The following is a 24,364-nucleotide window of genomic DNA, read 5'->3' on the forward strand; positions in this document are numbered from 1 at the left end:
CTCAATCAGTTAGGTGCCCGATACGCAGGATATCCACAAGCTTGCCAACACAATCTGTGGAGAACCACCCGGCCATCGGCCGGGTGCGCCACGCGTGCGCGGCGTGCGGTTCGACAATCTTTGCGGTGCCACACCATTGACCGGCCAAGGTCCGTGAACTGAATCCCCTTCTGTATCAAGATGTTACGCGCCCGATGTGGCGGATATCCACAGGCTTGCCAACAAAATCTGTGGACAACTCGCAATCGATTGCGTCGCAGGCGTTGAGGATCCGGCCGGAATGCGACGGGTGCGCGAAGCCCGTGCGCAAAGCCTGCCCGCGCCGCGCATCGGCGCACGAATGCGTGCGCGATCAAAGGCTTAGGCTCCGGATACCCAGGATATCCACATCCTTGCCAACACTTTCTGTGGACAAGCGCGGCCGCGTTATTCGGCGGGCGCCGCGCCGGCCGCTTCCGCCACGATCCAGTCGCGAAAGAGCGTCATCGCGGGCGTCAGCGGTTTCGACTTCAGCGACGTGAGCCAGTAGCCGCCCGCGCGCACGTCGATGTCGAATGGCCGCGCGAGCTGGCCGAGTTGCAGTTCGCGCGCGAACATGCAGGCGGGCGCGAGCGCGACGCCCGCACCTTGTATCGCGGCCTCGACCATCAGCCGGGACGAATCGAATACGGGCCCGTTGACGGCCCACGGTTCGAGTTGCGCGGCGTCGAACCAGCCGAGCCATTCGTCGGTGCGGTACGAGCGCAGCAGCGTTTCGTTCGCGAGGTCAGCCGGCTGCGCGAGACGCCGCGCAATGTCCGGCGTGCACAGCGCGGTGAGCGGCGCATCGAGCAGTTGCTCGTTGCGTGTCGTCGGCCAATTGCCGACGCCGAAGCGGATCGCAAAATCGAGGCCCTCGGCGGCGAGGTCGACGACGTTGTTGTTGGTCCGCAGCCGCAGCTCGACGAACGGGTGTGTGTCGCCGAACTGCTTCAGCCGCGGCATTAGCCAACCTAGGGCAAAGGTGCCGACGACGCCGAGCGTCAGCACCTCGCGGAAGCGCCCGCCGTCGAACTGCTTGAGCACCGTCTCGATGCGGCTGAACGCGTCGCTCAGCACCGGCAGCAATGCACGCCCCTCGTCGGTCAGCCCGAGGCCGCGCGGCAATCGCGTGAACAACGTGCAGCCGAGCCGCTCTTCCAGCGAGCGCACCTGCTGGCTGACCGCGGCCTGGGTCACGCTCAGCTCGAGGCCGGCGCGCGTGAAGTTCAGGTGGCGCGCCGACGATTCGAATGCGCGCAACGCATTGAGCGGAAGATGAGGGCGGAGTTTGGTCATAAGAATTTCTTTTGTCAGCGCTCAATTATCGTTGCTTGTCGGGCAACCGTAAAGTCTCGATAGTGCTGTCTCGGCGGCCGGCCGTTTTCGGCACGCAATACCGACACGCAATGCCGTTTCGCCGCCATTCCACCACGAGACAACCGACATGACTTACTCAACGAAACGTCGAACCCTGTTGCTGGCCGCCGCGACGGCGCCGCTCGTTCTCACCGTCACCGCGTGCGCGTCGCGGCAGGCCGCGGCGCCGGACCCGGCCGCGGCGGCAGCGGCGGCTGCCGCGGACGCCATTGCGCCCGTCGCGGCGGCGACGACGCTCGCCGATCTCGAGCGCGACGCGGGCGGCCGTCTCGGCGTGTGCGCGATCGACACGGCGAGCGGCCGCGCCATCGAGCATCGCGCGGGCGAGCGCTTCCCGTTCTGCAGCACGTTCAAGGCGATGCTGAGTGCGGCGGTCCTCGCGCAGAGCGTCGAGCGGCCGGGCTTGCTGCAACAGCGCGTGACGTACACCAAGGCCGACCTCGTCAACTATTCGCCGGTGTCGGAGAAGCATGTCGGCGCGGGCATGACGGTCGGCGCGCTGTGCGAGGCCACGATTCAGTACAGCGACAACTCGGCCGCGAACCTGCTGATGAAGCTGATCGGCGGCCCGTCGGCGGTAACGGCCTACGCGCGTTCGATCGGCGACGACATGTTCCGTCTCGATCGATGGGAGACCGAACTGAATACCGCGCTGCCGGGCGACCCGCGCGACACGACGACGCCCGCCGCGATGGCCGCCAGCATGCGCGCGCTGACGCTCGGCGACGCGCTGCCGGCCGCGCAGCGTGCGCAGCTCGTCGCGTGGCTGCGCGGCAACAAGGTCGGCGACAAGCGAATTCGCGCGGGCGTGCCCGCCGGATGGACGGTCGGCGACAAGACCGGTACCGGCGATTACGGAACGACCAACGATGCGGGCGTCATCTGGCCGACGTCGCGCGCGCCGATCGTGCTGGCCGTGTACTACACGCAGGCGCAAGCCGATGCACGGGCGAAGGACGACGTGATCGCGTCGGTCGCGCGCATCGTCGCGCGCACGTTCGGTTGAGCAGCGCGGCACGGCGCGCGTGGCGAGCGCCGCGGGCGCGCCGTGCCGCAGTCGTGACCCGCGCGATCAAACGTTGTGCGATCAACGACTTAGGTCGCGCATGCTCAGGATATCCACATGCTTGCCAACAAAAATTGTGGACAAGCCCGCGCGCCGCGGCGTCCGGCGCGACGCGCGCCGGGCGTGCCGCGTTTGAGGCAGCGCGAACAAAGTCTTTCGGATCAAGCGCTTGGTCGCGGTATGCGCAGGCTATCCACACGCTTGCCAACACAATCTGTGGACAAGCACGGCAGCCCGCGCGTCACGTGCCGACGCGGCATGCAACGCGCGATCGGGTGTCGTCGTGCCCTTTTCGAGGCGGCGCGGACAAAGTCTTTCGGATCAAGTGCTTGATCGCGGTATGCGCAGGCTATCCACATGCTTGCCAACACAATCTGTGGACAAGCTCGCGCGCGGCCGCGACCGCAACGCTCAGGGCTGCCGATCGTCGACGGCGGGCCAGCGCGCGAACGCGAACACCCACAACATGATGAAGTTCAGCACCGGGACGAACATCGTCAGGATCCACCAGCCCGAATGCCCGGTGCGCCGAACGATGCGGACGTACGGATAGACGACGATGGCGACGAGCACGAGCGAGACGAGCAATTGCCACGCGGTGAAGTGTTCCATGGTCTTCCTCGGAGTGAGGTGTCGTGATGCGGTGCCGGCGGCACGGCCGGCCCGGGGCGCCGACGCGCATGGCCGACGATGCGCGGCCGCGTGCGGCTTGCGTGATCTTGATGCGCGGCGGGCACGGGCGTCAAGGCAGCGGCAGGGCGCTGCCCGGATGCCCGATCGTCGCGTTCGCGCATGCCGATGCCGCGCGTTGCCGAAACGGTGACGCGCGGCGCGAATCGTAGGCCGATCAACGGGTTAGCGCAGGCTTGCGCAGGATATCCACAAGCTTGCCAACAAAATCTGTGGGTAAGTGGCGCAGCGCCGGTCCGGCATGCGTGCGGCGGTTGCGATGCCCATCGGACGTACATCGTGGACGTACATCGTCGTGGCGTCGTGATGCGATGTGCGGCGAAGCGGTGACGGCGATGGCCCTTGCCCGGGCCTTGTCTGCATCACGCGTGCCAAAGTCCATCGGATCAAGGGTTTAGCGCCGCGGTGCGCAGGATATCCACAAGCTTGCCAACATTTTCTGTGGAGAAGTCCGCATTCGCGATTCGGCCAAATGCCACGCGCTGCCACGCTTCGCACGCCGGCTCACGCTGTGCAGATACCGGCCACGCCGATCTTCTGGAACAGGTGCGGGCTGGTGACGGCGGACCACGGATAGGCCGACAGCTTCGCGACGAATTCCGGATGCGTGAAGGCTGCGCGAAAGGCGTCCGTCGATTCCCGGACCGCGTGGTTCAGGTAGGTCGGGCTGTCGCCGAGCGCGCGATGAAGCTGCGTCGAGATGAATCCCGGCTGGCGCTTCATGAATTCCATGTCGTCTTTCCAGACGGCGAGAAAGTCGGCTTCGTCGGCGGGCGCCGGCGTAAACATGTTGACGAGCACGACCGGCGCCGCGTCGATCGCGATCTGTTGCCGGATTTGCCAACATAATCCGGGGACAAGCCGACCGCCGCGCGCGCGTCAGGCCGGCCGCGGGAAGCGCACCGTGACGGTCAGCCCGCGCCCGCCGCGCGTGGTCCCGAGCGCGACGGTCGCGCGATGTTGTTCGGCGATCCGCTTGACGATCGACAACCCGAGCCCGCTGCCCGACGACGTGGCGGCTTGCGCGCCTTCGCCGCGATAGAAGCGTTCCCATACGTCCGTGCGTTCGGCCTCCGGAATGCCGGGGCCGTCGTCGGCGACTTCGAGCACGGGCGTCGCGCCGTCCATGCGCGCCGATACGTCGACGCGCGCGCCTGCGCCCGCATAGCGGATCGCGTTGTCGACGAGATTGTTCAGCAGCACGCGCAGCGTGTCGGCATTGCCCGCCGTCGTCACGGGCACGTCGACTATCGCACCGAGATCGATCCGGTGCGCGTCGGCGACGCGCGCGCGGTCCGACACCACCGAACGGCACAGCGCGGCGAGATCGACCGGCGCCGACGCGCCGACGGCCGCCTGCGCATCGGGCTCGAGGCGTGCGAGCGTCAGCAACTGTTCGGCGAGGTGGCCGAGGCGCGTCGTGCCCGCATGGATTTGCGCGAGGATGCGCTCGCGTTCCTCGGCAGTCGCCGCGCGTCGCAGCAATTGCGACTGGATCGACAGCCCCATGATCGGTGTGCGCAGCTCGTGCGCGGCATCGGCGATGAAGTGCCGCTGCAACGTGAACGAGCGGTCGAGGCGTGCGAGCAGGTCGTTGATGGCCTCGGCGAGCGGGCGGACCTCGTTCGGCATCGATGCGACGTCGACCGGCTCGAGGTTGTTCGCATTCCTGCGTTTCAGGCCGGACGCGATTGCCCGTAACGGCCGCAACCCCGCGCCGATGCCGAACCACAGGCCGAGCGCGAGCAGCGGCAGCATCGAGAAGACGGGCCACAGCAGGTGGACGGCGATGCCCGCGATCGCTTCCCAGCGCGCATGCCGTGCCTGCGCGAGCCGGATCGTCGTGCCGCCGCGCTCGGTCACATAGGTGCGCCACGGCTGGCCGCCGACGTCGACGCTCGCGATGCCCTGCTGCGCGGGCGGCGGCAGCTTCGAGTCGCGGTCGGTCGAATACACGAGCGTGCCGTTGCGCCATACCTGCAGCAGCACCGCATCGGGGTCGCTCGCTTCGAAGCCGTGCTTGCCTGTGGCGCGGTTGCTGAACGACAGCTCGCCGTTCGGGCCGACGACGATCTGTTTCGACATGCTGCGCATCTGGTCGTCTAGCAGATCGTCGAGTTCGCGCAGCGCGCCCCAGTAGGTGCCGGCGCTCGCGACCAGGCCGATCACGCACGCGGCCGGCAGCAGCCACGTCAGCAGGCGCCGCCGCAACGACGCGTTGCGCCAGCGCGCGACCGCGCGTTGCAGGCGCGTCACGTGCCGTCACCGATCCGGTAGCCGACGCCGCGCACCGTGCGGATCATGTCGTGGCCGAGTTTCTTGCGCAGGTTGTGGATATGCACCTGCACCGCGTTGCTCTCGATTTCCTCGCCCCAGCTATACAGCCGTTCCTCGAACTGTTCGCGCGAAATCACCGCGCCCGGTTCGCGCATCAGCTCGTGCAGCAGCACGAATTCCTTCGGCGACAGCGGCACTTCGTCGTCGTCGAGCCAGACGAGGTGCTTGACGGGATCGAGCCGCAGCGGGCCGATCGCGAGCGTCGTCTGCGCGCGGCCTGCATGGCGGCGGCTGACCGCGCGGATACGGGCGAGCAACTCGTCGAGCGCGAACGGCTTGACGAGATAGTCGTCCGCGCCGCTGTCGAGGCCCGCGATGCGGTCGGGCACGCCGTCGCGCGCGGTGATGATGATCGCGGGCAGGTTTTCGTCGCGGCGGCGCAGCGCGGCGAGCACCGACAGGCCGTCGCGATTCGGCAGCCCGAGATCGAGCAGCAGGAGCCCGTAGCCGGTCGCACGCAGCGCGAGCGACGCGGCGTCGCCGTCCTTCACCCAGTCGACCGCGAAGCCTTCCTGCTTGAGGCCCTGTTCGAGCCCGCTGCCGATCAGCGAATCGTCCTCGACGAGCAGTACGCGCATGGATTCGTGTCTCTCCGACAGGGGCGCCGCGGCGCCCGGGGTTCTCATGATAAGCGCACGCGCCTTAGGCCGAGCTTAAATGCACGCCGTGCGCGGCCCGCGTTCGTACCGGTCCAATGCGGCACCGTGTCGCTTCGGCATGCCCTTCAGGTTTGCTTAATCTTACGGTCCGTAAGCTGGCGCCGTCGCGTTCAACGGAGCGCGGCGCCACATCGAAGAAGAGGACCGAGATCATGAAACACCTGGCCAGAATCCTGGCGGTCGCGCTCGTCGCGCTGCCTGCCGCCGTCTACGCGCAATACACGGGGCCGTCCGCGCTGACCACGACGACCGTGAAGGAACTGCTCGCCAACGGCCGCGACGACCAGCACGTGCAGTTGCAGGGGCGCATCGTCAAGCACGTCGGCGGCGAGGATTACGAGTTCGCCGACGCCACCGGCACGATCCGCGTCGAAATCGACCCCAAGCTGTGGGCGGCGGGCCAGCCCGTCAGCGACAAGAACGAAGTGAAGCTGACCGGCGAATTCGAGCGCAAATGGTCGGGCCGCGTGAAGGTCGACGCCGATCACGTCGAAGTGCTGCGCTGACGGTGGGCGCGGGGCCGGTGATACCATGGACGACCGGTTCCCGTTCCCACCAAGATGGCCGCCAATTTCGACGAACTCGCGTCCCGGATCCGGGCGCAATTTTCCGAGCTGAGCCCGCAATTCCAGGCGGGCGCCGCCTTCCTGCTCGATCATCCCGACGAAGTCGCCACGTCGTCGATGCGCAAGGTCGCGCAGCGCGCGCAGGTGCAGCCTGCGTCGCTCGTGCGGCTCGCGCAGCAATTCGGCTTTCCCGGCTGGAACGAGCTGCGCGACCTGTGCGTCGCGCGCGTGCGCACGCGTCCCGAGCCGCTCACGCAGCGTGCGCGCTCGCTCGTGCGGCCCGACGCGAAGGCGTCGCTCGCGCACGATCTGCTCGCCGCGCAGCAGCACAACCTGTCGGCGACCGCCGCGCAGAACGAGCACGCGCTCGCGGACGCGGCGAAGCTGATCCGCAAGGCGTCGCACGTGCACGTGGCGGGGTTTCGCTCGTGCTATCCGGTGGCCTTCGGTTTCGTCTACGGCTACCGGCTGTTTCGTCCGACCGTGTCGCTGCTCAACGGCGTCGCCGGTTCCCTCGAAATGGAGTTGCGCACGATCGCGAAGCAGAGCGTGACGGTGATCGTCAGCTTCGCGCCGTATTCGGCCGAAGCGACGCGCGTCGCGCAGGCCGCGAAGGCGCAGGGCAGCCGGATCGTTGCGATCACCGACAGCGCGGTGTCGCCGATCGCGCTGCACGCGGACGCGCAACTGATCTTCACGCACGACAGCCCGTCGTTCTTTCCGTCGCTGGTGGCCGCGCATGCGATGGCCGAGGCGCTGGTCGCGCAGTTGCTGGCGCTCGAAGGCAGCGATGCGATCGCGGCGCTCGAGCGGACCGAAGCGGAACTGCACGCGAAGGGCGCATACGTCGTTTGACGGGCGCGGCATGCACGATTTCCGCCCATTTTCATCCACGACCCCGCGCAACCGATGACGTTGACCTATGCCGTGACCGATGCGGGCGACCCGGAGGTGCGCAAGCAGATCGTCGCGCCGCTCATCCGCTTCAACGAAAGCTAGGCCGGCCCGGTCGACTTTCGGCCGCTGGCCGTGATCGTGACCGACGAGGCCGGCGCGGTGGTCGGCGGCCTGTGGGGCGGCACGGCGTTCGGCTGGCTGCATGTCGACCTGCTCGTAGTACCCGAAGCCGCGCGTGGCCAAGGCGCCGGCACGCGCATCATGGATCTGGCCGAACAGGAGGCCGTCGCGCGCGGTTGCCACAGCGCGTGGCTCGATACGTTCGACTTCCAGGCGCGGCCGTTCTACGAGAAGCGCGGCTATGTCCGCTTCGGCGAGCTCCACGATTACCCGGTCGGGCACAGCCGCATTTTCCTGACGAAGAAACTCGCGGGGTGAGCGCCGCAGCGCCGCACGATTGACGACGCCGGCGGCCGTCGCCTACGATACCGGCCAGCGATGCAGGTCGCTTCCGGGTCCGCGGAAAGGGTTCAACCCACCTGTCGCTGCAAATCCAGTCTTCCCCCATCCTTTGTGCTGGCGGTATTGCGGACCTTCGGCCATCCACGCACGAGGATCCGCATGAAAAAGCTGCCTCCCAACGCTCATCCCGATCATCTGAAAAAGCAGGCCAAGGCATTGTTGCGCCTGTACCGGCAGGGCGACGCCGATGCCGTCGCGCGCTTCGTCCAGTCCCTGCCGGCAGCCGCGAATCGCACGCATGACGAAACGCTCGCACTCGGGCTCCGCCTGCACGACGCACAGTCCTGCATCGCGCGCGAGTACGGTTTTGCTTCATGGGCCGATCTCGGCGTGTTCGTCGAAACGCATGCGCTCGCGCGGCAACCGCGGTCGTCGTTGATTCGCCGCTGGCTCGACCTCGCGTACGGCGCCGACGTGACCGGCGGTTTCGACGCGGCCCGGCCGCGCGTCGCCGCGCAATTGCTGCGCGATCGCCCCGATCTCGTATCGGCGGACTCGACGATCGCATGCGCGTCGGGCGATCTCGACGCGGTGAAGGCGGCGCTGGCCGCCGATCCCGGCTGGATCGCGCGCGCCGACGGTGCGCTGAAGTTGCCGCCGCTCGTCGCCGTCACGCATTCGCGGCTCGGCCAGCTTCCCGAATTCGCGGCCCGGCTGCGTGCGTGCGCGCGCTATCTGCTCGATGCGGGCGCCGATCCGAACCAGCGGATCGGCAACCGGACGCCGCCGGCCTCGCTCGCGCAGCCCGACGAGTCGGCGCCGCTGTCGGCGCTGTATGGCGCCGCCGGCGTCAATCGCGATCCGGCGCTCACCGCGATGCTGCTGGAAGCCGGCGCCGATCCGAACGACGGCGAATCGCTGTATCACTCGGTGGAGAATCCGGCATGCACGCGCCTGCTGCTCGAGCACGGCGCCCGGGTGAGCGGGACGAATGCGTTGCGGCGGGCGCTCGACGTGCCGGACGCTACCGCGCTCGAGTGCCTGCTCGCGCATGGCGGCGACCCGAACGAGCCGGCCGGCGACGGGCCGACCAAGACGTGGGGCGCGCCGTTGCTGCGCGCAATCGCCGTGCGTTGCCCGGCGCGCCATGTCGCCGCGCTGCTGGCGGCCGGCGCCGATCCCCGCGCGCGGACCGCCGCGGGCGTCAGCGCGTACCGGCTCGCGATGCAGACCGGGTTGTCCGACGTCGCGGCGCTGTTGCGCGCGGCCGGCGCGGAGGAAGCGCTCGATGCGCAGGACGCATTCGTGGCGGCCTGCGCGCGCGCCGATGCCGACGACGCGCGGCGCATCCAGGCGCGCCATCGCGAGCTGCCCGGTACGTTGCCCGACGACCGGCTGCGGTTGCTGCCGGACGCCGCCGCATGGGGTTCGCGCGATGCGGTGAAGGTGATGGTCGAACTGGGCTGGCCGATCGCCGCGCGCGGCGGCGACTGGGACGCGAGCGCGCTGAACCACGCGGTGTTCCGCGGCGATGCCGAACTGCTGGCGTTCCTGCTCGCGCACGGCGCAAACTGGCGCGACGTGCACGGGTTCGGCAGCGATGCGCTCGGTACGTTGTCCTGGGCGTCCGTCAACGAGCCGGAGGGCGTCGGCGATCCCGACTGGGAAGCGTGCGCGCGCGTGCTGATCGCGCACGGCGTGCCGCCGGCGGTGCGCGATCCGTCGAATCCGGATGGCGTGCTGATCGACGGTCGCGCGATGCGGTTTTCCGAGGCCGTCACCGACGTGTTGCTCGGCGTCGACGCCGGGCGGCCCGCATCGAAGTGAACCGACGCGGGCGGCCATGCGTGGCGGCCTGCATTCGGCATCGGCGAGTTTGTTCTGTTGCGCCACGACATTTCGGCGAATGCTGAAACGTCGCGTGCACGACCGGCGTAAGCTCACCCGTCAACACTTTCCTCGGAGTTCGCGATGACCCGTTCCGACCTGCAAGCCCGCCACGCCGAAGCCTTCCGTGCGCTGCACACGCGCCCCGGCGCGTTCATCATCCCGAACCCGTGGGACGCAGGCACCGCGCGCCTGCTCGCGATGGCCGGCTTCGAGGCGCTCGCCACGACGAGCGCCGGTTACGCGTTTTCGAAAGGGCGACCCGACAACGCGATCGACCGCGACGCGATGCTCGCTCACATCGCCGATCTCGTCGCCGCGGGCGGCTTGCCCGTGAGCGCCGATCTCGAGAACGGCTTCGGCGACGCACCCGACACGGTGGCCGAAACGATCCGGCTGGCGGCCGAGGCGGGCGCGGTCGGCGGCTCGATCGAGGACGCGACCGGCCGTGCCGATACGCCGATCTATCCGCGCGACGCGTCGGTCGAGCGGATCGCGGCGGCCGTCGACGCGGCGCGTGCGCTGCCGTTTCCGTTCACGCTGACCGCGCGCTGCGAAAACTACCTGCACGGCCGGCACGACCTCGACGACACGATCGCGCGGCTCGTCGCCTATCGCGACGCCGGCGCCGACGTGCTGTATGCGCCCGGCATCACCGACGCCGACGAGATCGCGGCGGTGACCCAAGCGGTCGGCGCGCCCGTCAATGTCGTCATGGGTCTGCAGGGCGGGTTGCTGAGCGTCGACGAACTGGCGGCGCTCGGCGTGAAGCGCGTCAGCGTCGGCGGCGCGCTGGCGCGGGCCGCGCTCGGCGCATTCCTGCGTGCGGCGACGGAGATGAGGCGCGACGGCACGTTCACCTTTACCCGGGCGGCCATACCGGGGCGCGATATCAACCGCTGGTTTGCTGCACCGGATAATTCGCCGATTTTGTTCGACGAATGATCCCTAATAAAAACTGGAATCGTTTACGGCGTAACGTTGATTGACGATAATCAACCGGTTTCGCGTCCGGATTAATCGTCGATGACGGCGCAAAAATCATCGTATATTCTCCGCATTCCGCCCGATCGGTCGCAGGCGGCGTGTAAGCCGCGCCGGGGCTGGCGCCCGGCGGGCCGTCATACGCGACGATCCCGCACATTGTTGCAGGTTCCCGTTCAGAGCGTTTCCGCGCATGGGAGTTGCCGGATGATTTTTTGATTGATAATCTGCGGCACGTTCCAATGACCGGTGAGTGGGCCGCCGGGAATATCAATATATTCAATATATAAAAAGCTGAGAGAGCGATGACGATCCGAGAAAATCACCGCGTCAGGTTTCGCGTGGGCGATGTCGTGACGCTGAAAACGGGCGGGCCGCGCATGACCGTCACGTATGCCGGGCCGGTCGTGTTCGACGACGGCGACTGGTTGATCTGCCAGTGGTTCGACGAAAGCGGCGAGTTCCGGCAGGAAATGTTCCATCACGACACGGTGGTGCCCGAGCCGCGCGCGATTTCGGCCGGGCGGGTACGGCTGCGCATGCAGTCGCACCGCGACCGGTCGGCGGCCTGACGCCGGCCGGCCGCTGCAATGCCGCGGCGCGCGGCGTCCGTGCGACGACATTTCACGTCACCCCGAAACATGCGACGGCGCGCTGCGCCGATACTGGACGCATGAACCCGATCGATCCCATTGCAGCGGTCACGCACCGCGATCCTTATCCCTATTACGCAGCGCTCGTCGACGGCCCGCCGCTCGCGTTCGACGCCGCGCTCGGCCTGTGGGTCGCGAGCCGCGCGGCGGCCGTGACGGCCGTGCTCGGCGATCCGGCCTGCCGTGTGCGCCCGCTGGACGCGCCGGTGCCGCCCGCGTTGCGCGGCACGACGGCCGGCGCGTTGTTCGGCGAGCTGGTGCGCATGAACGATGGCGCGTCGCGACACGATGTGCCGAAGCAGGCGTTGCGCGCGGCGTTCGCGCCGATCGACACGGACGCGCTGCGCGATCGCGCCGACGCGCTTGCCGCGCGGCGACTGCCGGCGCCCGGCGATGCCGACGCGCTGAACGCATGGTGCATGACGGTGCCGGTGTGCGCAGTCGCCGATCTGCTCGGTTTCGACGAAACGCAGCTCGACGACATCGCGGCGCGGGTCGTCGAATTCGTCGCCGCGCTGTCGCCGCTGTCGGATGCCGCGGCGCTGGCGCGCGCGAGCGACGCTGCGCGGCAACTGCTCGACCGGATGACCGAACGCGTCGCGCAGTCGCATGCAGAGGACGGCACGCTGGTCGCCGCGGTGCAGCAGGCGGCCCGGGCGTCGGGCTGGCAGGCGAGCGGCGCGCGGGTCGCGAATCTCGTCGGATTGCTGTCGCAGACGTGCGAGGCGAGCGCCGCATGGCTCGGCAATGCGCTTGTGGCATGGAACGGCGAAGCAGGCGCGATGCCGGACGCGGCCGCGCTCGACGCCTTCGTCGCCGAGGTCGGGCGTTTCGATTCACCGGTGCAGAACACGCGCCGCTTCGTCGCGGCACGCACGACGATCGAAGGCGTGAGCGTCGAGGCCGGCGATGCGATCCTCGTCGTGCTGGCTGCGGCGAACCGCGATCCGGCCGTGCATCGCGATCCGCACCGGCTGATGCCTGGCCGCACGACGGGGCCGAATTTCGGCTTCGGCACGGGGCCGCACGGGTGTCCGGGCGAGCGGATCGCACGGGCGGTGACGGCGGGGGCGTTCGCGGCGCGGTTGCGCGCGGGCGGCTGGCCGCCGCGCGATGCACTGAAGTGGGATTACCGCGCGTCGACCAACGTCAGGATGCCGAAGTTCGACGCGATACGGTGAAGGGGGAAGCGGGGCTCAACGGCAGCCTTGCTTTTCCGCCCATTGCTCCTGGGCGGCGACGCGGCGTTGCACGCGTTCGACGAGGCCGGCCGAGAAGGTCCGCATGCTGACGCCGCGGCGCTTCGCGAGGATCGTCTGCGCGACGTCGGTGCGCGGGTTCGGCTGGCACGCCCAGTACAGCGTCATCAGCCAGCCGATGCCCGTCCACCCGAACAGTGCGTTGAACATCGCGATCGTCAGCTTGTCGTGCCGGGCACGCCGGTCGGCAATGACGGCCGGCAGGAAATAGAGCGCGATCGCTGCGACTGAACCGGCCACTTGAATCAGGACTGCATCATGCATGGTGCTGCTCCGTCCGAACTGCAATGAGGCTGATTGTCGCGCTTTTTCCGTTTATGTGCCGGCAATTGATTGTTGCGCTTTCGGTGACGATCAGGCGGCTTCGGCGTCCGCCGGCTGCACTTCTTTGCTCAGTGCGAAACCTTCGTCGAGCCAGCCCGTCACGCCGCCGATCATCAGCTTGACGGGGCGGCCCAGGCGCGCGAGCCGGATCGCCGCACGCGCGGCGCCGTTGCAGTGCGGCCCCGCGCAATAGACGACGAAGAGCGTGCCGGCCGGGTAACCGGCGAGCTTGCTTTCGACGATCTTGCGGCGCGGCAGGTTGCGCGCCCCGGGCACGTGGCCGGCGGCGAACTGCTCGGGGCCGCGCACGTCGAGCAGCACGAAATCGGGTGTGCCGGACGCCAGTGCGTCGTGCACGTCCCAGCAATCGGTCTCGAAGCGCAGCGATGCCTCGAAATGCGCAAGGGCGGCGGGGCTGTCGGCGGCGGGGACGTCGGTGACGTAGGACATGGTCAGGCTCTCCTGGTTGAACGAGCGCGGAACGCGCCGCAATGAAGGGCAGTATCGCGGTTCGGCGCATGTCGCGGCAGTGGCGCGATCGACAAGTTCCGGTAACATTGCGCCATGCACAATCATCTCGTCGTCGCACTCGCCTACGATCGCCTCTGCACGTTCGAATTCGGCTGCGTGGTCGAACTGTTCGCGCTCGAGCGCCCCGAGCTGGGCGTCGACTGGTATCGCTTCGCGGTATGCGCGAGCGAGCCGGGGCCCGTGCGGGCGGCGGGCGGCATTACCGTCGCCGCGCCCTACCGGCTCGCGACGCTCGATCGCGCGGATACCATCGTGATTCCCGGCTGGCGCGATCCGGACGAACTGCCGCCCGAGCCGTTGCTGAAGAAGCTGCGGGCCGCGCACCGGCGCGGCGCACGGCTCTGCTCGATCTGTTCGGGCGTGTTCGTGCTGGCGGCGGCCGGCGTGCTCGACGGGCTCACCGTGACGACGCATTGGCGGTATGCGGAACGCCTGCAGGCGCGTTATCCGGCGCTGCGCGTGAATCCGGATGCGCTGTACGTCGACGAAGGGCAGATCGTCACGTCGGCCGGCTCGGCGGCGGGGCTCGACATGCTGCTGCATCTCGTGCGCCGCGATCATGGCGGCGCGATCGCGAACCGCGTCGCGCAGCGCCTCGTGCTGCCGCCGCATCGCGACGGCGGGCAGGCGCAGTTCGTGCCGCGCCCGGTCGCACCGGGCGGCACCGACCGGCTCGCGAAGCTGATCGACTGGATGCGCGCGCATGCGGCCGAGCCGCACACGCTTGCGTCGCTCGCCGCACAGGCCGCGATGAGCACGCGCACGTTGCAGCGTCGGTTCGCGGACGCGACAGGGATGTCGCCGCTCGCGTGGCTGATCCGCGAACGCGTGAACGTCGCGAAGGACATGCTCGAAGCGCAGCCCGCGTTGTCGCTGGCGCAGGTCGCGGCGCGGGCGGGGTTCGGATCCGAGGAATCGTTGCGCCGGCATTTCCGGCGTGTCGCGGCGACGAGCCCTGCCGCGTACCGGCGCGGGATGGATCGCGGCGGCACGTAGCAGGCGCCGGGCGGAGCGCTCGCGCGGGCGGCGCGTTCGAGCGGCAGGCCAGCGGTTTCTCGCCGCGGTGGTCGGCGAGCCCGCGGCGCGTTCGCGTGAAGAGGATGCGGGTGAACTGACGCGGTGCCTGCGGCGCGACGCGCCTGGCCTGCGCGACGCGTTTCCGAAGGCGGTCCGAACGGCGGGCAAGGGGGCGCCGGCAGGGGAGCATCGGCGTATGATCTGGATTTTCGTCAGCCCGATCCAGGCATCCCCACCATGACATCCGTCGACACCACCCCCGTCCTCGACCATGACAAGCTCGTGACCTTCATCGAGCGCAAGTGGAACGATGAAATCCTCCACGCCCTGACCGACTACATCGCGATTCCCGCGAAGAGCCCCGCATTCGACCCCGACTGGGCGAAGCGCGGGTATCTCGAGCGCGTCGTCACCGACGCCGCGCAGTGGGCTGAACGGCAGCCCGTGAAGGGCCTGAAGCTCGAGATCGTGCGCTTGCCCGGCCGCACGCCGGTGATTTTCTTCGAGACGCCCGCGACGCGTTCGGGCAGCACCGACACGATCCTGCTATACGGCCACCTCGACAAGCAGCCCGAATTCGACGGCTGGCGCGCGGACCTCGGCCCGTGGACGCCGAAGTTCGAGAACGGCAAGCTGTACGGCCGCGGCGGCGCGGACGACGGCTATGCGATCTACGCGAGCCTCGCGGCGCTCGGCGCGCTCGACGAGCAGGGCATCGAGCGGCCGCGCTGCGTCGGTCTGATCGAGACTTGCGAGGAGTCGGGCAGCTACGACCTGCTGCCGTACGTCGACGCATTGCGCGACCGGCTCGGCCAGGTATCGCTCGTCGTGTGCCTCGATTCGGGCGCCGGCAACTACGACCAGATGTGGCTGACCACGTCGCTGCGCGGCCTCGTGTCCGGCGACCTGCAGGTCGAGGTGCTGGAAGAAGGCGTCCATTCGGGCGTCTACGGCGGCATCGCGCCGTCGAGCTTCCGCGTGATGCGCCAGTTGTTCGAACGCCTCGAAGACGCGAAGAACGGCAACCTGCTGCCGGGCGCGTTTCATTGCGAGATTCCGTCGAGCCGCGTGCGCGAAGCGGAAGCGGCCGCCGCGATTCTCGGCGATACGGTATGGAAAGGGCTGCCGTGGGCGTGCGGCGCGGACGGCAAACCCGTGCTGCCGACCACGACCGATCCGCGCGAGGCGCTGCTGAATTCGACGTGGCGCCCGTCGCTGTCGGTGACCGGGGCGGCCGGCATGCCGGCGCTCGCCGATGCGGGCAACGTACTGCGCCCGCGCACCGCGTTCAAGCTGTCGCTGCGGCTGCCGCCGCTCGTCGACGCCGCGCAGGCCGTGCAGCAGCTGAAGGCATTGCTCGAACTCGATCCACCGTACAACGCGAAGGTCACGTTCAAGCCGGACGCGGGCGCCGCGACCGGCTGGAGCGCGCCGGATCTCGCGCCGTGGCTCGCGTCGTCGCTCGACGCCGCGTCGCGCCGCCACTTCGGCGCCGACTGCGCGTACATGGGCCTGGGCGGCACGATTCCGCTGATGAACGTGCTGCAGGAGGGCTTCCCCGCAGCGCAATTCATGGTGTGCGGCGTGCTCGGCCCGAAGTCGAACGCGCACGGCCCGAACGAGTTCCTGCACGTGCCGTACGCGAAGAAGCTCACGGCGGCGGTGGCCGACGTGATCGCGACCGCGCACTGATCGTCGCAATATCCGACGTGCCGATTGCCCGACCCGAACCGACTTGATGGAGTGTTGCCGATGACCGCACTGCCGACGCCCGATACCGAACCGCTGCGCATGCGCGCCGAACCGCTGCATGCGTTCGTCGCGGCACTCTGGGAACGGGCCGGCAGCCACCCGCGCGAGGCGACGCTCGTCGCCGATCACCTGGTCGCCGCGAATCTCGCGGGCCACGATTCGCACGGCGTCGGGATGATCCCGAACTACGTCGCGTCGTGGCGGGAAGGGCAGTTGCAACTGAACGGGCACGCGTCGATCGTCCGCGACGGCGGCGCGGTGCTGACGATCGACGGCGGCCGCGGCTTCGGCCAAGTGATCGCGTTCGAGGCGATGGTCGAAGGGATCGAGCGCGCACGGCGCATGGGCATTTGCGCGATCGGGCTGCGCGACGTCCATCACCTCGGCCGCATCGGGCACTGGGCCGAGCAGTGCGCGCGCGCGGGGCTCGTGTCGTTCCATTTCGTCAACGTGCCGGGCGACCTGCTGGTCGCGCCGCTGCACGGCACCGATCCGCGTTTCGGCACGAATCCGTTCTGCGCCGCGTATCCGCGGGCGGGCAAGCCGCCGCTGTTGCTCGATTTCGCGACGAGCGCGATCGCGTACGGTAAGACGCGCGTTGCCTACAACCAGGGTAAGCGCGTGCCGGCCGGCGCGTTGATCGACCATCGCGGCCAGCCGACCGACGATCCGGCCGTGATGCACGAGCAGCCGTTCGGCGCGCTGCTCCCGTTCGGGCTGCATAAGGGGTATGCGCTCGCGGCGATGTGCGAGATCTTCGGCGGCGCGCTCGTGGGCGGGCATACGACGTACGGCGATACGCTGCAGAAGACGAGCGCGATCGTCAACGGGATGCTGTCGGTGCTGATCGATCCGAAAGCGTTCGACGCGGCCGACGCCGAACGCGAAGCCGATGCCTTCGTTGCGTGGGCGAAGGCGTCGCCGCGGGCCGGCGATGCACCGGTGCAGGTGCCCGGCGAGCCGGAAGAGGCGAGCCGCGCCGTGCGCGGCACGGCCGGCATTCCGGTCGACCGCGCGACGTGGCGGCAGATTCGCGAGAGCGCGGCGGCCGTCGGTTTCGACGCGGCCGAGCTCGATGCGTGGACGCAGCGCTGCGAGGCATCCGCATGAGCTGGCAGGCGGAGAAGGCGCACGGCGAGGAAATCGCGTATCAGCTTGCGCCGCTCGGTACGGTCGCCGTCGCGCGGTTTTTCAGCGGTGCGGCCTTGCGGCTCGACGGCGTGATGTTCGGCTTCATGTCGCGCGGGTCGCTGTTCCTGCGCGTCGACGATGTGAACCGCCCTGCGTTCGTTGCGGCGGGGATGGGGCCGTTCTCGTATGCGCGGCCCACGCGCACCGTCGCGCTCGAGGGCTATTACGAAACGCCGGCCGACGTGCTCGAGGATGCGGGCGCGCTGTTCGACTGGTGCCGCAGCGCATATCGCGCGGCGCTGCTGGCCGGGCCGCCGAAGCGCAAGGCGAGGGTGGCGTCGAAGACGGTATCGGGAGCAGGGCCGAAAGCCGCGCCGAAAGCTGCAGCGAAGCCCGCATCGAAACCGGCGCCGAAAAAGGTGTCCGGTCCAGCGGCGAAATCCGCATCGAAACCGGCGTCGGCGCGGAAAGCGGAGCCGGCTTCGAAATCGTCACGGGCGCAGGCGGCGAAGCCCGCGACGAAGCGCAAGCAGACGTAGTACCGACCGCGCGGCGCGACCGCCTCGCGATTTTTCGTTTTCCTTTCTTTCGGGCAAACCCGCACGACCCGGCGCACGCATGCATCGAGCTTGACGCACCGCACATCGTGCATGCTTCACAACGGCGGCCCCGGCGTTTATGATCGGCGCGGGTTGCGCCCGTGCCTGGCGCGACCTGCGCCGGCCTCGCCGCCGGCCCCGCGAACGGCGCACCGGACGCCGCGCGGAACGCTTCCCCACTCATCATTCCAGACGGAGACAGCCGATGCTCGTCCTGATTCTCGGTTTAGCGATCTTCCTCGGTGTGCATTCGATCCGGATCGTCGCCGACGGCTGGCGGTCCGCGACGATCGAGCGGATCGGCGAGAGGGGCTGGAAGGGCGGTTACGCGATCGCGTCGATCGTCGGCTTCGCGTTGATCATCTGGGGGTCCGGGATCGCCCGCACGAGCGCGACGTTGCTGTGGATGTCGCCGGTCGGCGTGCGCCACCTGACGGGCATGCTGACCGCGGTCGCGTTCGTGCTGATCGCCGCGTCGTATGTGCCGCGCAACCGGATCAAGACGCTCGTCGGGCATCCGATGCTGGCCGGCGTGATGGTCTGGGCGGTGGCGCACCTGCTCGTGAACGGCACCGTGCACGCGTTCGTGCTGTTCGGTGCGTTCTTCGTGTGGTCGATCGTCGATTTTGTCGTGTCGCGTGCGCGGGATCGCCGCGACGGTGTCCGCTATCCGGCCGGCGGGCTGGCCGGCGACGTCGCGGCCGTTGCCGCCGGGCTCGTCGCCTGGGCCGTGTTCGCGCTGTTCCTGCACGGCCCGCTGATCGGCGTGCGGCCGTTCGGCTGAACGGAACGCGCGCGCCGGTCGGCTTCCCGCTCGTCAGCGGCTCTTCGCGTCGGCTGCCTGCCCGAATGACGGCTGCTTGCGCCGCAAGAAGTACGCCGCGACGATCGCGAGCGCCGTCAGCACCGTGAACCAGAACTGGAAGCGCGAATCCGGATTGAACGCCTGCGACCCCAGCACGGCGACCAGCGCCAGCAACGCGACCCAGTTCGACACCGGATAGAACCACGCGCGGAACGCCGTCGGGTCGCGTTGCTCGTGGCGCGTCTGCCGGCGCATCGCGAAGTGCGCGACGACGATGAAGATCCATACGATCATCACGAACGCGCCGCTGCTCTTCGCCAGCATCAGGAACAGATCGCCGCCGCTCACGAAGTGAATGCCGAGGATCGACACGCAGATGGCGAGGCACAGCACGAGCGCGTTCATCGGCACGCCCTTCGCGTTGGTGCGGCCGAACATCGCGGGCGCGTGGCCGCGCTGGCTCAGCGAGAACAGCATGCGCGAGTTCGAGAACAGGAACGAGTTCATCACGGACATGAACGACACGAACAGCACGATCTTCATCGCGACGGCCGCCCCCGTGAAGCCCGCCATGCCGAACAGCGACACGTACGGCGATTTCAGGTTGACCTTGTCGGTCCACGGCATGCACAGGATCAGGATCGACACAGAGCCGACGTAGAACACCATCACGCGCACGATCACGCTCTTGATCGCGCGGATCACGTTCCTGCGCGGGTTTTCCGATTCGCCCGCGGCCACGGCCGCGATCTCGCTGCCGCCGAGCGAGAAGATCACCACCATCACGCCGGCGAGCACGGGCGAGATGCCGTTCGGCATGAAGCCGCCGTGATCGGTCAGGTTCACGAGCCCCGGTGCGGGAATACGCGGCTGGAAGCCGAGCAGGATCGATGCGCCGAGCGCCATGAACACGATGATCGTCGCGACCTTCGCGAACGACAGCCAGTATTCGGCTTCGCCGAACGAGCGCACCGAGTAGGCGTTGCTCGCGATCAGCGTGACGAGCATGAACAGCGCGCCGCCCCACACAGGCAGCCACGGCAGGAAATCGTGGAGGATCGCGCCGAGCAGAATCGCTTCGACGGTGATCGTCATCATCGATTTGAACCAGTACAGCCAGCCGACCGCGAAGCCGGCCCATTCGCCGAGATAGCTGCTCGCGTACGTGGAGAACGAGCCGCTGTCGGGATGGCGGGACGCCATTTCGCCGAGCATGAACATGACCAGCGTGACGATCACGCCGCCGATCAGGTACGACAGGATCGCCGCGGGGCCAGCCGTTGCGATGATCGCGCCGGAGCCGACGAACAGGCCCGCGCCGATCACGCCGCCCAGCGCGATCATCGTGATGTGCCGTTGCTTGAGGCTTTGCCTCAACGAGTTGTCCTGCATCTCCTACCTCTAGTTATTGTTGGCCGGGAACGTATCGGACGGCGCGTCGGCAAGCGTTCTGCCGCCGCACGGGCGCCGATGTCGAGGGAGCGTGGGGTGACGCGATGTGCCGGACCGCCGGCGGTGAATCGAAATGGCGGCCGCAGTGTGCCGGTCGGCGCCCGCGAGAGGGCGCCGATCGCGGCAACCCGGATTGTGGTCGGGCACCGCCGCGACGGCAAACGAGATATGCGAAAGACGTCTTGCGGTTTGCTCATCAATTGCCGCGATCGCGGCAGGGACGAGCGTGAGCTCAGATCGGCTTGACGAACAACCCGACGGTCAGCAGCGCGCCGATGCAGACGATCGCGATCCGCAGCACGCGTTCGTTTACGCGATGCAGCGCCCACGCGCCGAGCAGGCCGCCGACGATCGCGCCGCCGCCGAGCGCGATCGCCGCGCGCCAGTGCAGGTGCGGCGACGTGACGAACAGGACGACCGCCGACGCGTTCATCACGCCCGCCAGCGCGTTCTTGGTCGACGTCGCACGACGTGGCGGCAGGCCGGCCATCGTCAGCGCGGCCATCATCAGGAACCCGATGCCGCCGCCGAAGTAGCCGCCGTAGACCGCGATCAGGAACTGCGAGACCCCGGTCGCGACGGGGCCGAGATGTTGCGCGCCAGCGTCCGGTTTGCGGAAGAAACTGCCCCATGCGAACACGACCGTCGCGAACAGCACGAGCCACGGCACCAGCTGCGAGAAGATCGACGACGGCGTTTTCAGCAGCAGCAGGCCGCCGAGCGCGCCGCCGGCCACGCTGATCGCGAACAGTGCGCGAAACGGCAGCTTGCCCACGCCGCTCACCATGTTCCGGCTTGCCCAGCCCGTCGTGACCTGGCCGGGGAACAGTGCGACCGTCGACGTGATGTTGGCCGCGAGCGGTGACATTCCCGACACGATCAACGCGGGCAGCGTGACGAACGAACCGCCGCCCGCGAGGGCGTTCTGGAGGCCGGCCCACAGGCCGGCGACGATGATGAGAGCGAGCACGATCGATTGATCCGGGATATCCGACCTTGAACCGCCGACGGCCAAGCCCGCCGCGTGAGGATGCACGATGGTAATTCAGGACCGCCGTCCACGCACGCGTGTCCGCGCCATGCCGGCGATGGCCGGTGGCGGACCGCATGCGCGTCGATTATTTGTATCGAGGATTCAATTCCGCCAAAACCCCGTTATTTGTTTCCTTTTCGGATTCGCCGGATCGGTTCGGGGAGGCCGGTTTTCGATGTGAATGAATATCGTTACGACGAAGACTGAATTGGATACCAGGTGCTCGGTAGAAATAGGTGTCGGGTTCGGAGGCGCCGTGGATGTATACGGGTTTTCCTGAAAATCCTTTTTGCCGATGAGGTTTATAGCTGGATGCGGTGCGTCGGGATGCGCAGTCTCAATACAGTTGCATACCGAAATCTGCTCTCGCGTTCATTCCGCTGAAGTCGACGCGGACCCAAGCGGGCCGGGCTTTTCGAGATAACCCTGTCGCGATGAATCATTGTCTTGGCAACGAATTCGTCGAATCAATCCTGAAAATTGTTCATCTTTTTATGGTGAGAGAAAAATATATGCACGAAAGACTGAAAATATTTGTAAAAGCTTCAGCGGAGTGCAATCATGTACGTGAAAGACCGGTGTAATCTAAATGCAGGCACGAGCGGTAACATAAAAGAGAGTGATGGTGCACCGCGACAATTCGCTCTGATCAAGCGAATCGTTGGTTATTCGCGATAAAAGGAAATAACTAATATGGCGAGGGCGGTAGAGATGCAGATCCAATATCAAACAAAAAATCGCCGTACGGAAAAAATCCGCGGCACGAGGGCCATCAAACACCTCCGTCCGGCGGGGTGGCGCACCGTGTCGGGCCGTTGCCTGGCCCGCAGGGCGAACGGCTGTTCCGGCCGTCTGGACTCGCCCCTGATTCCATAGCAGCCCCGGCTCCTTTCTTCCTTTTCCGTTATAGACCGCCTCGGGTGGGCTAGCGGCTCGTTGCGTCCCGCGTGAGCCGGATACCCGATTTGCAGCGGCGCGAAATCGCGTCGTGCCCCGTCGCGCCCGTTTGGTTGAACGTTTGCCCGTCAGCGACGGGCCAGGTTTGTCATCCCTATCTACAAGGAGTCGGGCAATGGTTTCCTCGTCGGTATTGAGCAATCACGTCGATGTTCCGGTCGCCAATGGTTCGCAGGTCGTCGCGTCGCCCGGTGGTCCAGCCAATTTCCTGCTGTCGGCTCACAAGGAGGACGTGGCCAACTACGCGCGTTCCGGGAACGACCTTATCGTCGAATTCAAGGACGGCCGAACGGTGCGCGTGCAGGCGTTCTTCGAAAACGGCGCGGATTATCACAATCTCGTCTTCGTCCAGGACGACGGGCGGTTTCTCGTGCAGTTCGGCCCCGGATTGCAGGCGACCGGCGACGGAATCGTCGATTCGGCGCTCGCCTATGCGCCGATCGGCGACGGGTTGTCGACCGGTGCCCTGCTCGGCATACTCGGCGGCGTCGCCGCGGCCGGCGGCATTGCGGCAGCCGCGGCCAGCGGCGGCGGCGGGGATGGTGGCGGTAGCGGCGGCGGAACGCCGACCGGATCGGCGCGACTGACGATCGATGGGCAGCCGATTGGCGGCAACGGCAATATCGTCACGGGTCGCACGTCGCCGACGATCGCGGGTTCGGGTGCTCAGCCGAACGCGACGGTGACGATCCAGGTCGATGGTCAGACGGTCGGTACGGTGACCGCGGACGCGAACGGGCACTGGTCGTACACGCCCGGTACGTTGCCCGACGGCGCCCATCAGATCACGGTGACGCAGACCGACAGTAGCGGCAATACGAGCGAACTGGGCACGGTCGGGATCGTGGTGGATACGGTCGTGCCGGAAGCGCCTGCGATTACGGCCGTCAACGACGATGCGCAACATCCGGTTGCGATCGGCGGTGCGACGAACGATACGACTCCGACGTTGAGCGGTACAGCGGAAGCGGGTAGCAGGGTGAGCGTCTATGACGGCACGACGTTGCTGGGCACGACGACGGCGGATTCGTCCGGGAAGTGGACCTTCACGCCGAGTTCGGGTTTGGGAGAGGGCGCGCACTCGATCACGGTGACTGCAACGGACACGGCGGGCAACGTGAGTGCGCCGAGTGCGGCATTCGGCTTGACGATCGATACGACGGCGCCGGCGGTGCCGACGGTGAACGCGACGGACGGTACGTCGCTGTCGGGTACGGCGGAAGCGGGCGCGACGGTCAACATCGATACGAACGGCGACGGTACGCCAGACGCCACTGTGACGGCCGATCCGAGTGGCGCATGGACGTACACGCCGTCGACCCCGCTGCCGGTCGGCACGGTGATTGGTGTGACGGTTACAGATGCGGCAGGCAACACGGGGCCGTCTGCCTCGGTGACGGTGTCGGGTGACACGACCGCGCCTGCGGCACCGGTCATCGGCACCGTGACGGACGACGTGGGCTCCGTTGTTGGCGCGATCGTTTCAGGCGGCAGTACGGATGATGCGACACCGACACTGAACGGTACTGCGGAAGCAGGTAGCACGATCAATGTGTACGACGGCACGACGCTGCTGGGCACCACGACGGCAGATCCGTCCGGAAACTGGACATTCACGCCGCCGACGGCGCTGGGGGAAGGCGCACACAGCCTGACCGTCACCGCAACCGATGCCGCAGGCAACGTAAGCACGCCAAGCACGGCATTCAACCTGACGATCGATACGACGGCGCCTGCACTGCCGACGGTGAACGCGACGGATGGTACGTCGCTGTCGGGTACAGCCGAAGCAGGCGCAACGGTCAACATCGATACCAACGGCGACGGCACGCCGGACGCCACTGTGACGGCCGACCCGAGCGGTGCATGGACGTATACGCCGTCGACCCCGCTGCCGATCGGCAC

The 24,364-nt window shown here is 67.7% G+C and carries 22 protein-coding genes and 1 pseudogene; 14 read left to right on the forward strand and 9 right to left on the reverse strand.

The features are described 5' to 3' along the window. Nucleotides 1-426: 426 nt before the first annotated feature. Nucleotides 427-1,317, reverse strand: a complete 891-nt coding sequence (gene penR, locus WT24_RS31675; protein ID WP_060037195.1) for a beta-lactamase transcriptional regulator PenR — start codon at nt 1,315-1,317, stop codon at nt 427-429. 148 nt (nt 1,318-1,465) lie between these two features. On the opposite strand from penR, the gene blaPEN-bcc reads away from it, so the two are divergent. Then, nucleotides 1,466-2,404, forward strand: a complete 939-nt coding sequence (blaPEN-bcc, locus tag WT24_RS31680; protein WP_060037197.1) for a PEN family class A beta-lactamase, Bcc-type — start codon at nt 1,466-1,468, stop codon at nt 2,402-2,404. Between the two features lie 471 nt (nt 2,405-2,875). On the opposite strand, the gene WT24_RS31685 is transcribed toward blaPEN-bcc, so the two are convergent. The 4 genes from WT24_RS31685 to WT24_RS31705 all read right to left on the reverse strand — a co-directional run bounded on the left by WT24_RS31685 (nt 2,876) and on the right by WT24_RS31705 (nt 6,069). Then, nucleotides 2,876-3,076: a hypothetical protein gene (locus WT24_RS31685; RefSeq protein WP_059502489.1), complete on the reverse strand. Its 201-nt coding sequence runs from the start codon at nt 3,074-3,076 to the stop codon at nt 2,876-2,878. Between the two features lie 582 nt (nt 3,077-3,658). Continuing rightward, on the reverse strand, nt 3,659-3,991 hold the full coding sequence (locus WT24_RS31695) for an antibiotic biosynthesis monooxygenase (protein WP_060037199.1): 333 nt from the start codon (nt 3,989-3,991) through the stop codon (nt 3,659-3,661). Between the two features lie 42 nt (nt 3,992-4,033). After that, the gene (locus WT24_RS31700; RefSeq protein WP_060037201.1) at nt 4,034-5,410 is read right to left on the reverse strand and encodes an ATP-binding protein; all 1,377 of its coding nucleotides are present in this window, start codon (nt 5,408-5,410) and stop codon (nt 4,034-4,036) included. Next, nucleotides 5,407-6,069 carry a response regulator gene (locus tag WT24_RS31705; RefSeq protein ID WP_060037203.1) on the reverse strand — a complete coding sequence of 221 codons (663 nt, stop codon included), beginning with the start codon at nt 6,067-6,069 and terminating at the stop codon, nt 5,407-5,409. The genes WT24_RS31700 and WT24_RS31705 overlap by 4 nt, the downstream gene beginning before the upstream one ends. 233 nt (nt 6,070-6,302) lie before the next feature. Between WT24_RS31705 and WT24_RS31710 the strand changes: the two genes are divergently transcribed. The 7 genes and pseudogenes from WT24_RS31710 to WT24_RS31740 all read left to right on the forward strand — a co-directional run bounded on the left by WT24_RS31710 (nt 6,303) and on the right by WT24_RS31740 (nt 12,780). Then, on the forward strand, nt 6,303-6,656 hold the full coding sequence (locus WT24_RS31710) for a YgiW/YdeI family stress tolerance OB fold protein (RefSeq protein ID WP_059793427.1): 354 nt from the start codon (nt 6,303-6,305) through the stop codon (nt 6,654-6,656). A 54-nt stretch (nt 6,657-6,710) separates the two neighbouring features. Further along, nucleotides 6,711-7,571, forward strand: a complete 861-nt coding sequence (locus WT24_RS31715) for a MurR/RpiR family transcriptional regulator (protein WP_006485686.1) — start codon at nt 6,711-6,713, stop codon at nt 7,569-7,571. Between the two features lie 54 nt (nt 7,572-7,625). Beyond that, nucleotides 7,626-8,051, forward strand: a pseudogene (locus WT24_RS31720) (GNAT family N-acetyltransferase). A 183-nt stretch (nt 8,052-8,234) separates the two neighbouring features. Beyond that, on the forward strand, nt 8,235-9,902 hold the full coding sequence (locus WT24_RS31725; RefSeq protein WP_060037205.1) for an ankyrin repeat domain-containing protein: 1,668 nt from the start codon (nt 8,235-8,237) through the stop codon (nt 9,900-9,902). 144 nt (nt 9,903-10,046) lie between these two features. Next, entirely contained in the window at nt 10,047-10,907 is an 861-nt protein-coding gene (locus WT24_RS31730) for an oxaloacetate decarboxylase (protein ID WP_060037209.1), read from the forward strand. Nucleotides 10,908-11,251: 344 nt separating this feature from the next. Beyond that, nucleotides 11,252-11,518 carry a YodC family protein gene (locus WT24_RS31735; RefSeq protein WP_034204377.1) on the forward strand — a complete coding sequence of 89 codons (267 nt, stop codon included), beginning with the start codon at nt 11,252-11,254 and terminating at the stop codon, nt 11,516-11,518. Nucleotides 11,519-11,619: 101 nt separating this feature from the next. Next, a complete protein-coding gene (locus WT24_RS31740) occupies nt 11,620-12,780 on the forward strand; it encodes a cytochrome P450 (protein WP_059793420.1) in 1,161 nt (386 codons plus the stop codon). A 15-nt stretch (nt 12,781-12,795) separates the two neighbouring features. On the opposite strand, the gene WT24_RS31745 is transcribed toward WT24_RS31740, so the two are convergent. Then, nucleotides 12,796-13,122 carry a superinfection immunity protein gene (locus tag WT24_RS31745; protein WP_059502508.1) on the reverse strand — a complete coding sequence of 109 codons (327 nt, stop codon included), beginning with the start codon at nt 13,120-13,122 and terminating at the stop codon, nt 12,796-12,798. Between the two features lie 90 nt (nt 13,123-13,212). Then, nucleotides 13,213-13,632 (reverse strand): rhodanese-like domain-containing protein, encoded by a 420-nt coding sequence (locus WT24_RS31750; RefSeq protein WP_060037211.1) that lies wholly within the window; start codon nt 13,630-13,632, stop codon nt 13,213-13,215. A gap of 114 nt (nt 13,633-13,746) precedes the next feature. Between WT24_RS31750 and ftrA the strand changes: the two genes are divergently transcribed. From ftrA to WT24_RS31775, 5 genes are all read left to right on the forward strand, one after another. Beyond that, the gene (gene ftrA, locus WT24_RS31755) at nt 13,747-14,709 is read left to right on the forward strand and encodes a transcriptional regulator FtrA (RefSeq protein WP_059502511.1); all 963 of its coding nucleotides are present in this window, start codon (nt 13,747-13,749) and stop codon (nt 14,707-14,709) included. A gap of 258 nt (nt 14,710-14,967) precedes the next feature. Beyond that, a complete protein-coding gene (locus tag WT24_RS31760) occupies nt 14,968-16,422 on the forward strand; it encodes a M20 family metallopeptidase (RefSeq protein WP_059502513.1) in 1,455 nt (484 codons plus the stop codon). 60 nt (nt 16,423-16,482) lie between these two features. Continuing rightward, complete coding sequence (locus WT24_RS31765) at nt 16,483-17,592, forward strand: malate/lactate/ureidoglycolate dehydrogenase (RefSeq protein ID WP_060037213.1); 1,110 nt, start codon at nt 16,483-16,485, stop codon at nt 17,590-17,592. Further along, the gene (locus WT24_RS31770) at nt 17,589-18,152 is read left to right on the forward strand and encodes a TfoX/Sxy family protein (RefSeq protein WP_060037232.1); all 564 of its coding nucleotides are present in this window, start codon (nt 17,589-17,591) and stop codon (nt 18,150-18,152) included. The genes WT24_RS31765 and WT24_RS31770 overlap by 4 nt, the downstream gene beginning before the upstream one ends. A 265-nt stretch (nt 18,153-18,417) precedes the next feature. After that, nucleotides 18,418-18,996, forward strand: coding sequence for an NnrU family protein (locus tag WT24_RS31775; RefSeq protein ID WP_060037215.1), 579 nt, complete (start codon nt 18,418-18,420; stop codon nt 18,994-18,996). A gap of 33 nt (nt 18,997-19,029) precedes the next feature. Here the strand turns inward: WT24_RS31775 and WT24_RS31780 are convergent, their stop codons facing one another. Both WT24_RS31780 and WT24_RS31785 read right to left on the reverse strand, forming a co-directional pair. Beyond that, the gene (locus tag WT24_RS31780) at nt 19,030-20,409 is read right to left on the reverse strand and encodes an amino acid permease (protein WP_060037217.1); all 1,380 of its coding nucleotides are present in this window, start codon (nt 20,407-20,409) and stop codon (nt 19,030-19,032) included. A 292-nt stretch (nt 20,410-20,701) separates the two neighbouring features. Further along, the gene (locus WT24_RS31785) at nt 20,702-21,439 is read right to left on the reverse strand and encodes a sulfite exporter TauE/SafE family protein (protein ID WP_059502521.1); all 738 of its coding nucleotides are present in this window, start codon (nt 21,437-21,439) and stop codon (nt 20,702-20,704) included. Between the two features lie 1,135 nt (nt 21,440-22,574). On the opposite strand from WT24_RS31785, the gene WT24_RS31790 reads away from it, so the two are divergent. Then, nucleotides 22,575-24,364, forward strand: a 1,790-nt coding sequence (locus tag WT24_RS31790; protein ID WP_156441891.1) for an Ig-like domain-containing protein, incomplete at its 3' end; no start/stop codon positions are given.

Origin of the sequence: Burkholderia sp. MSMB1078WGS (assembly GCF_001528895.1) — a bacterium.
GTDB lineage: Bacteria > Pseudomonadota > Gammaproteobacteria > Burkholderiales > Burkholderiaceae > Burkholderia.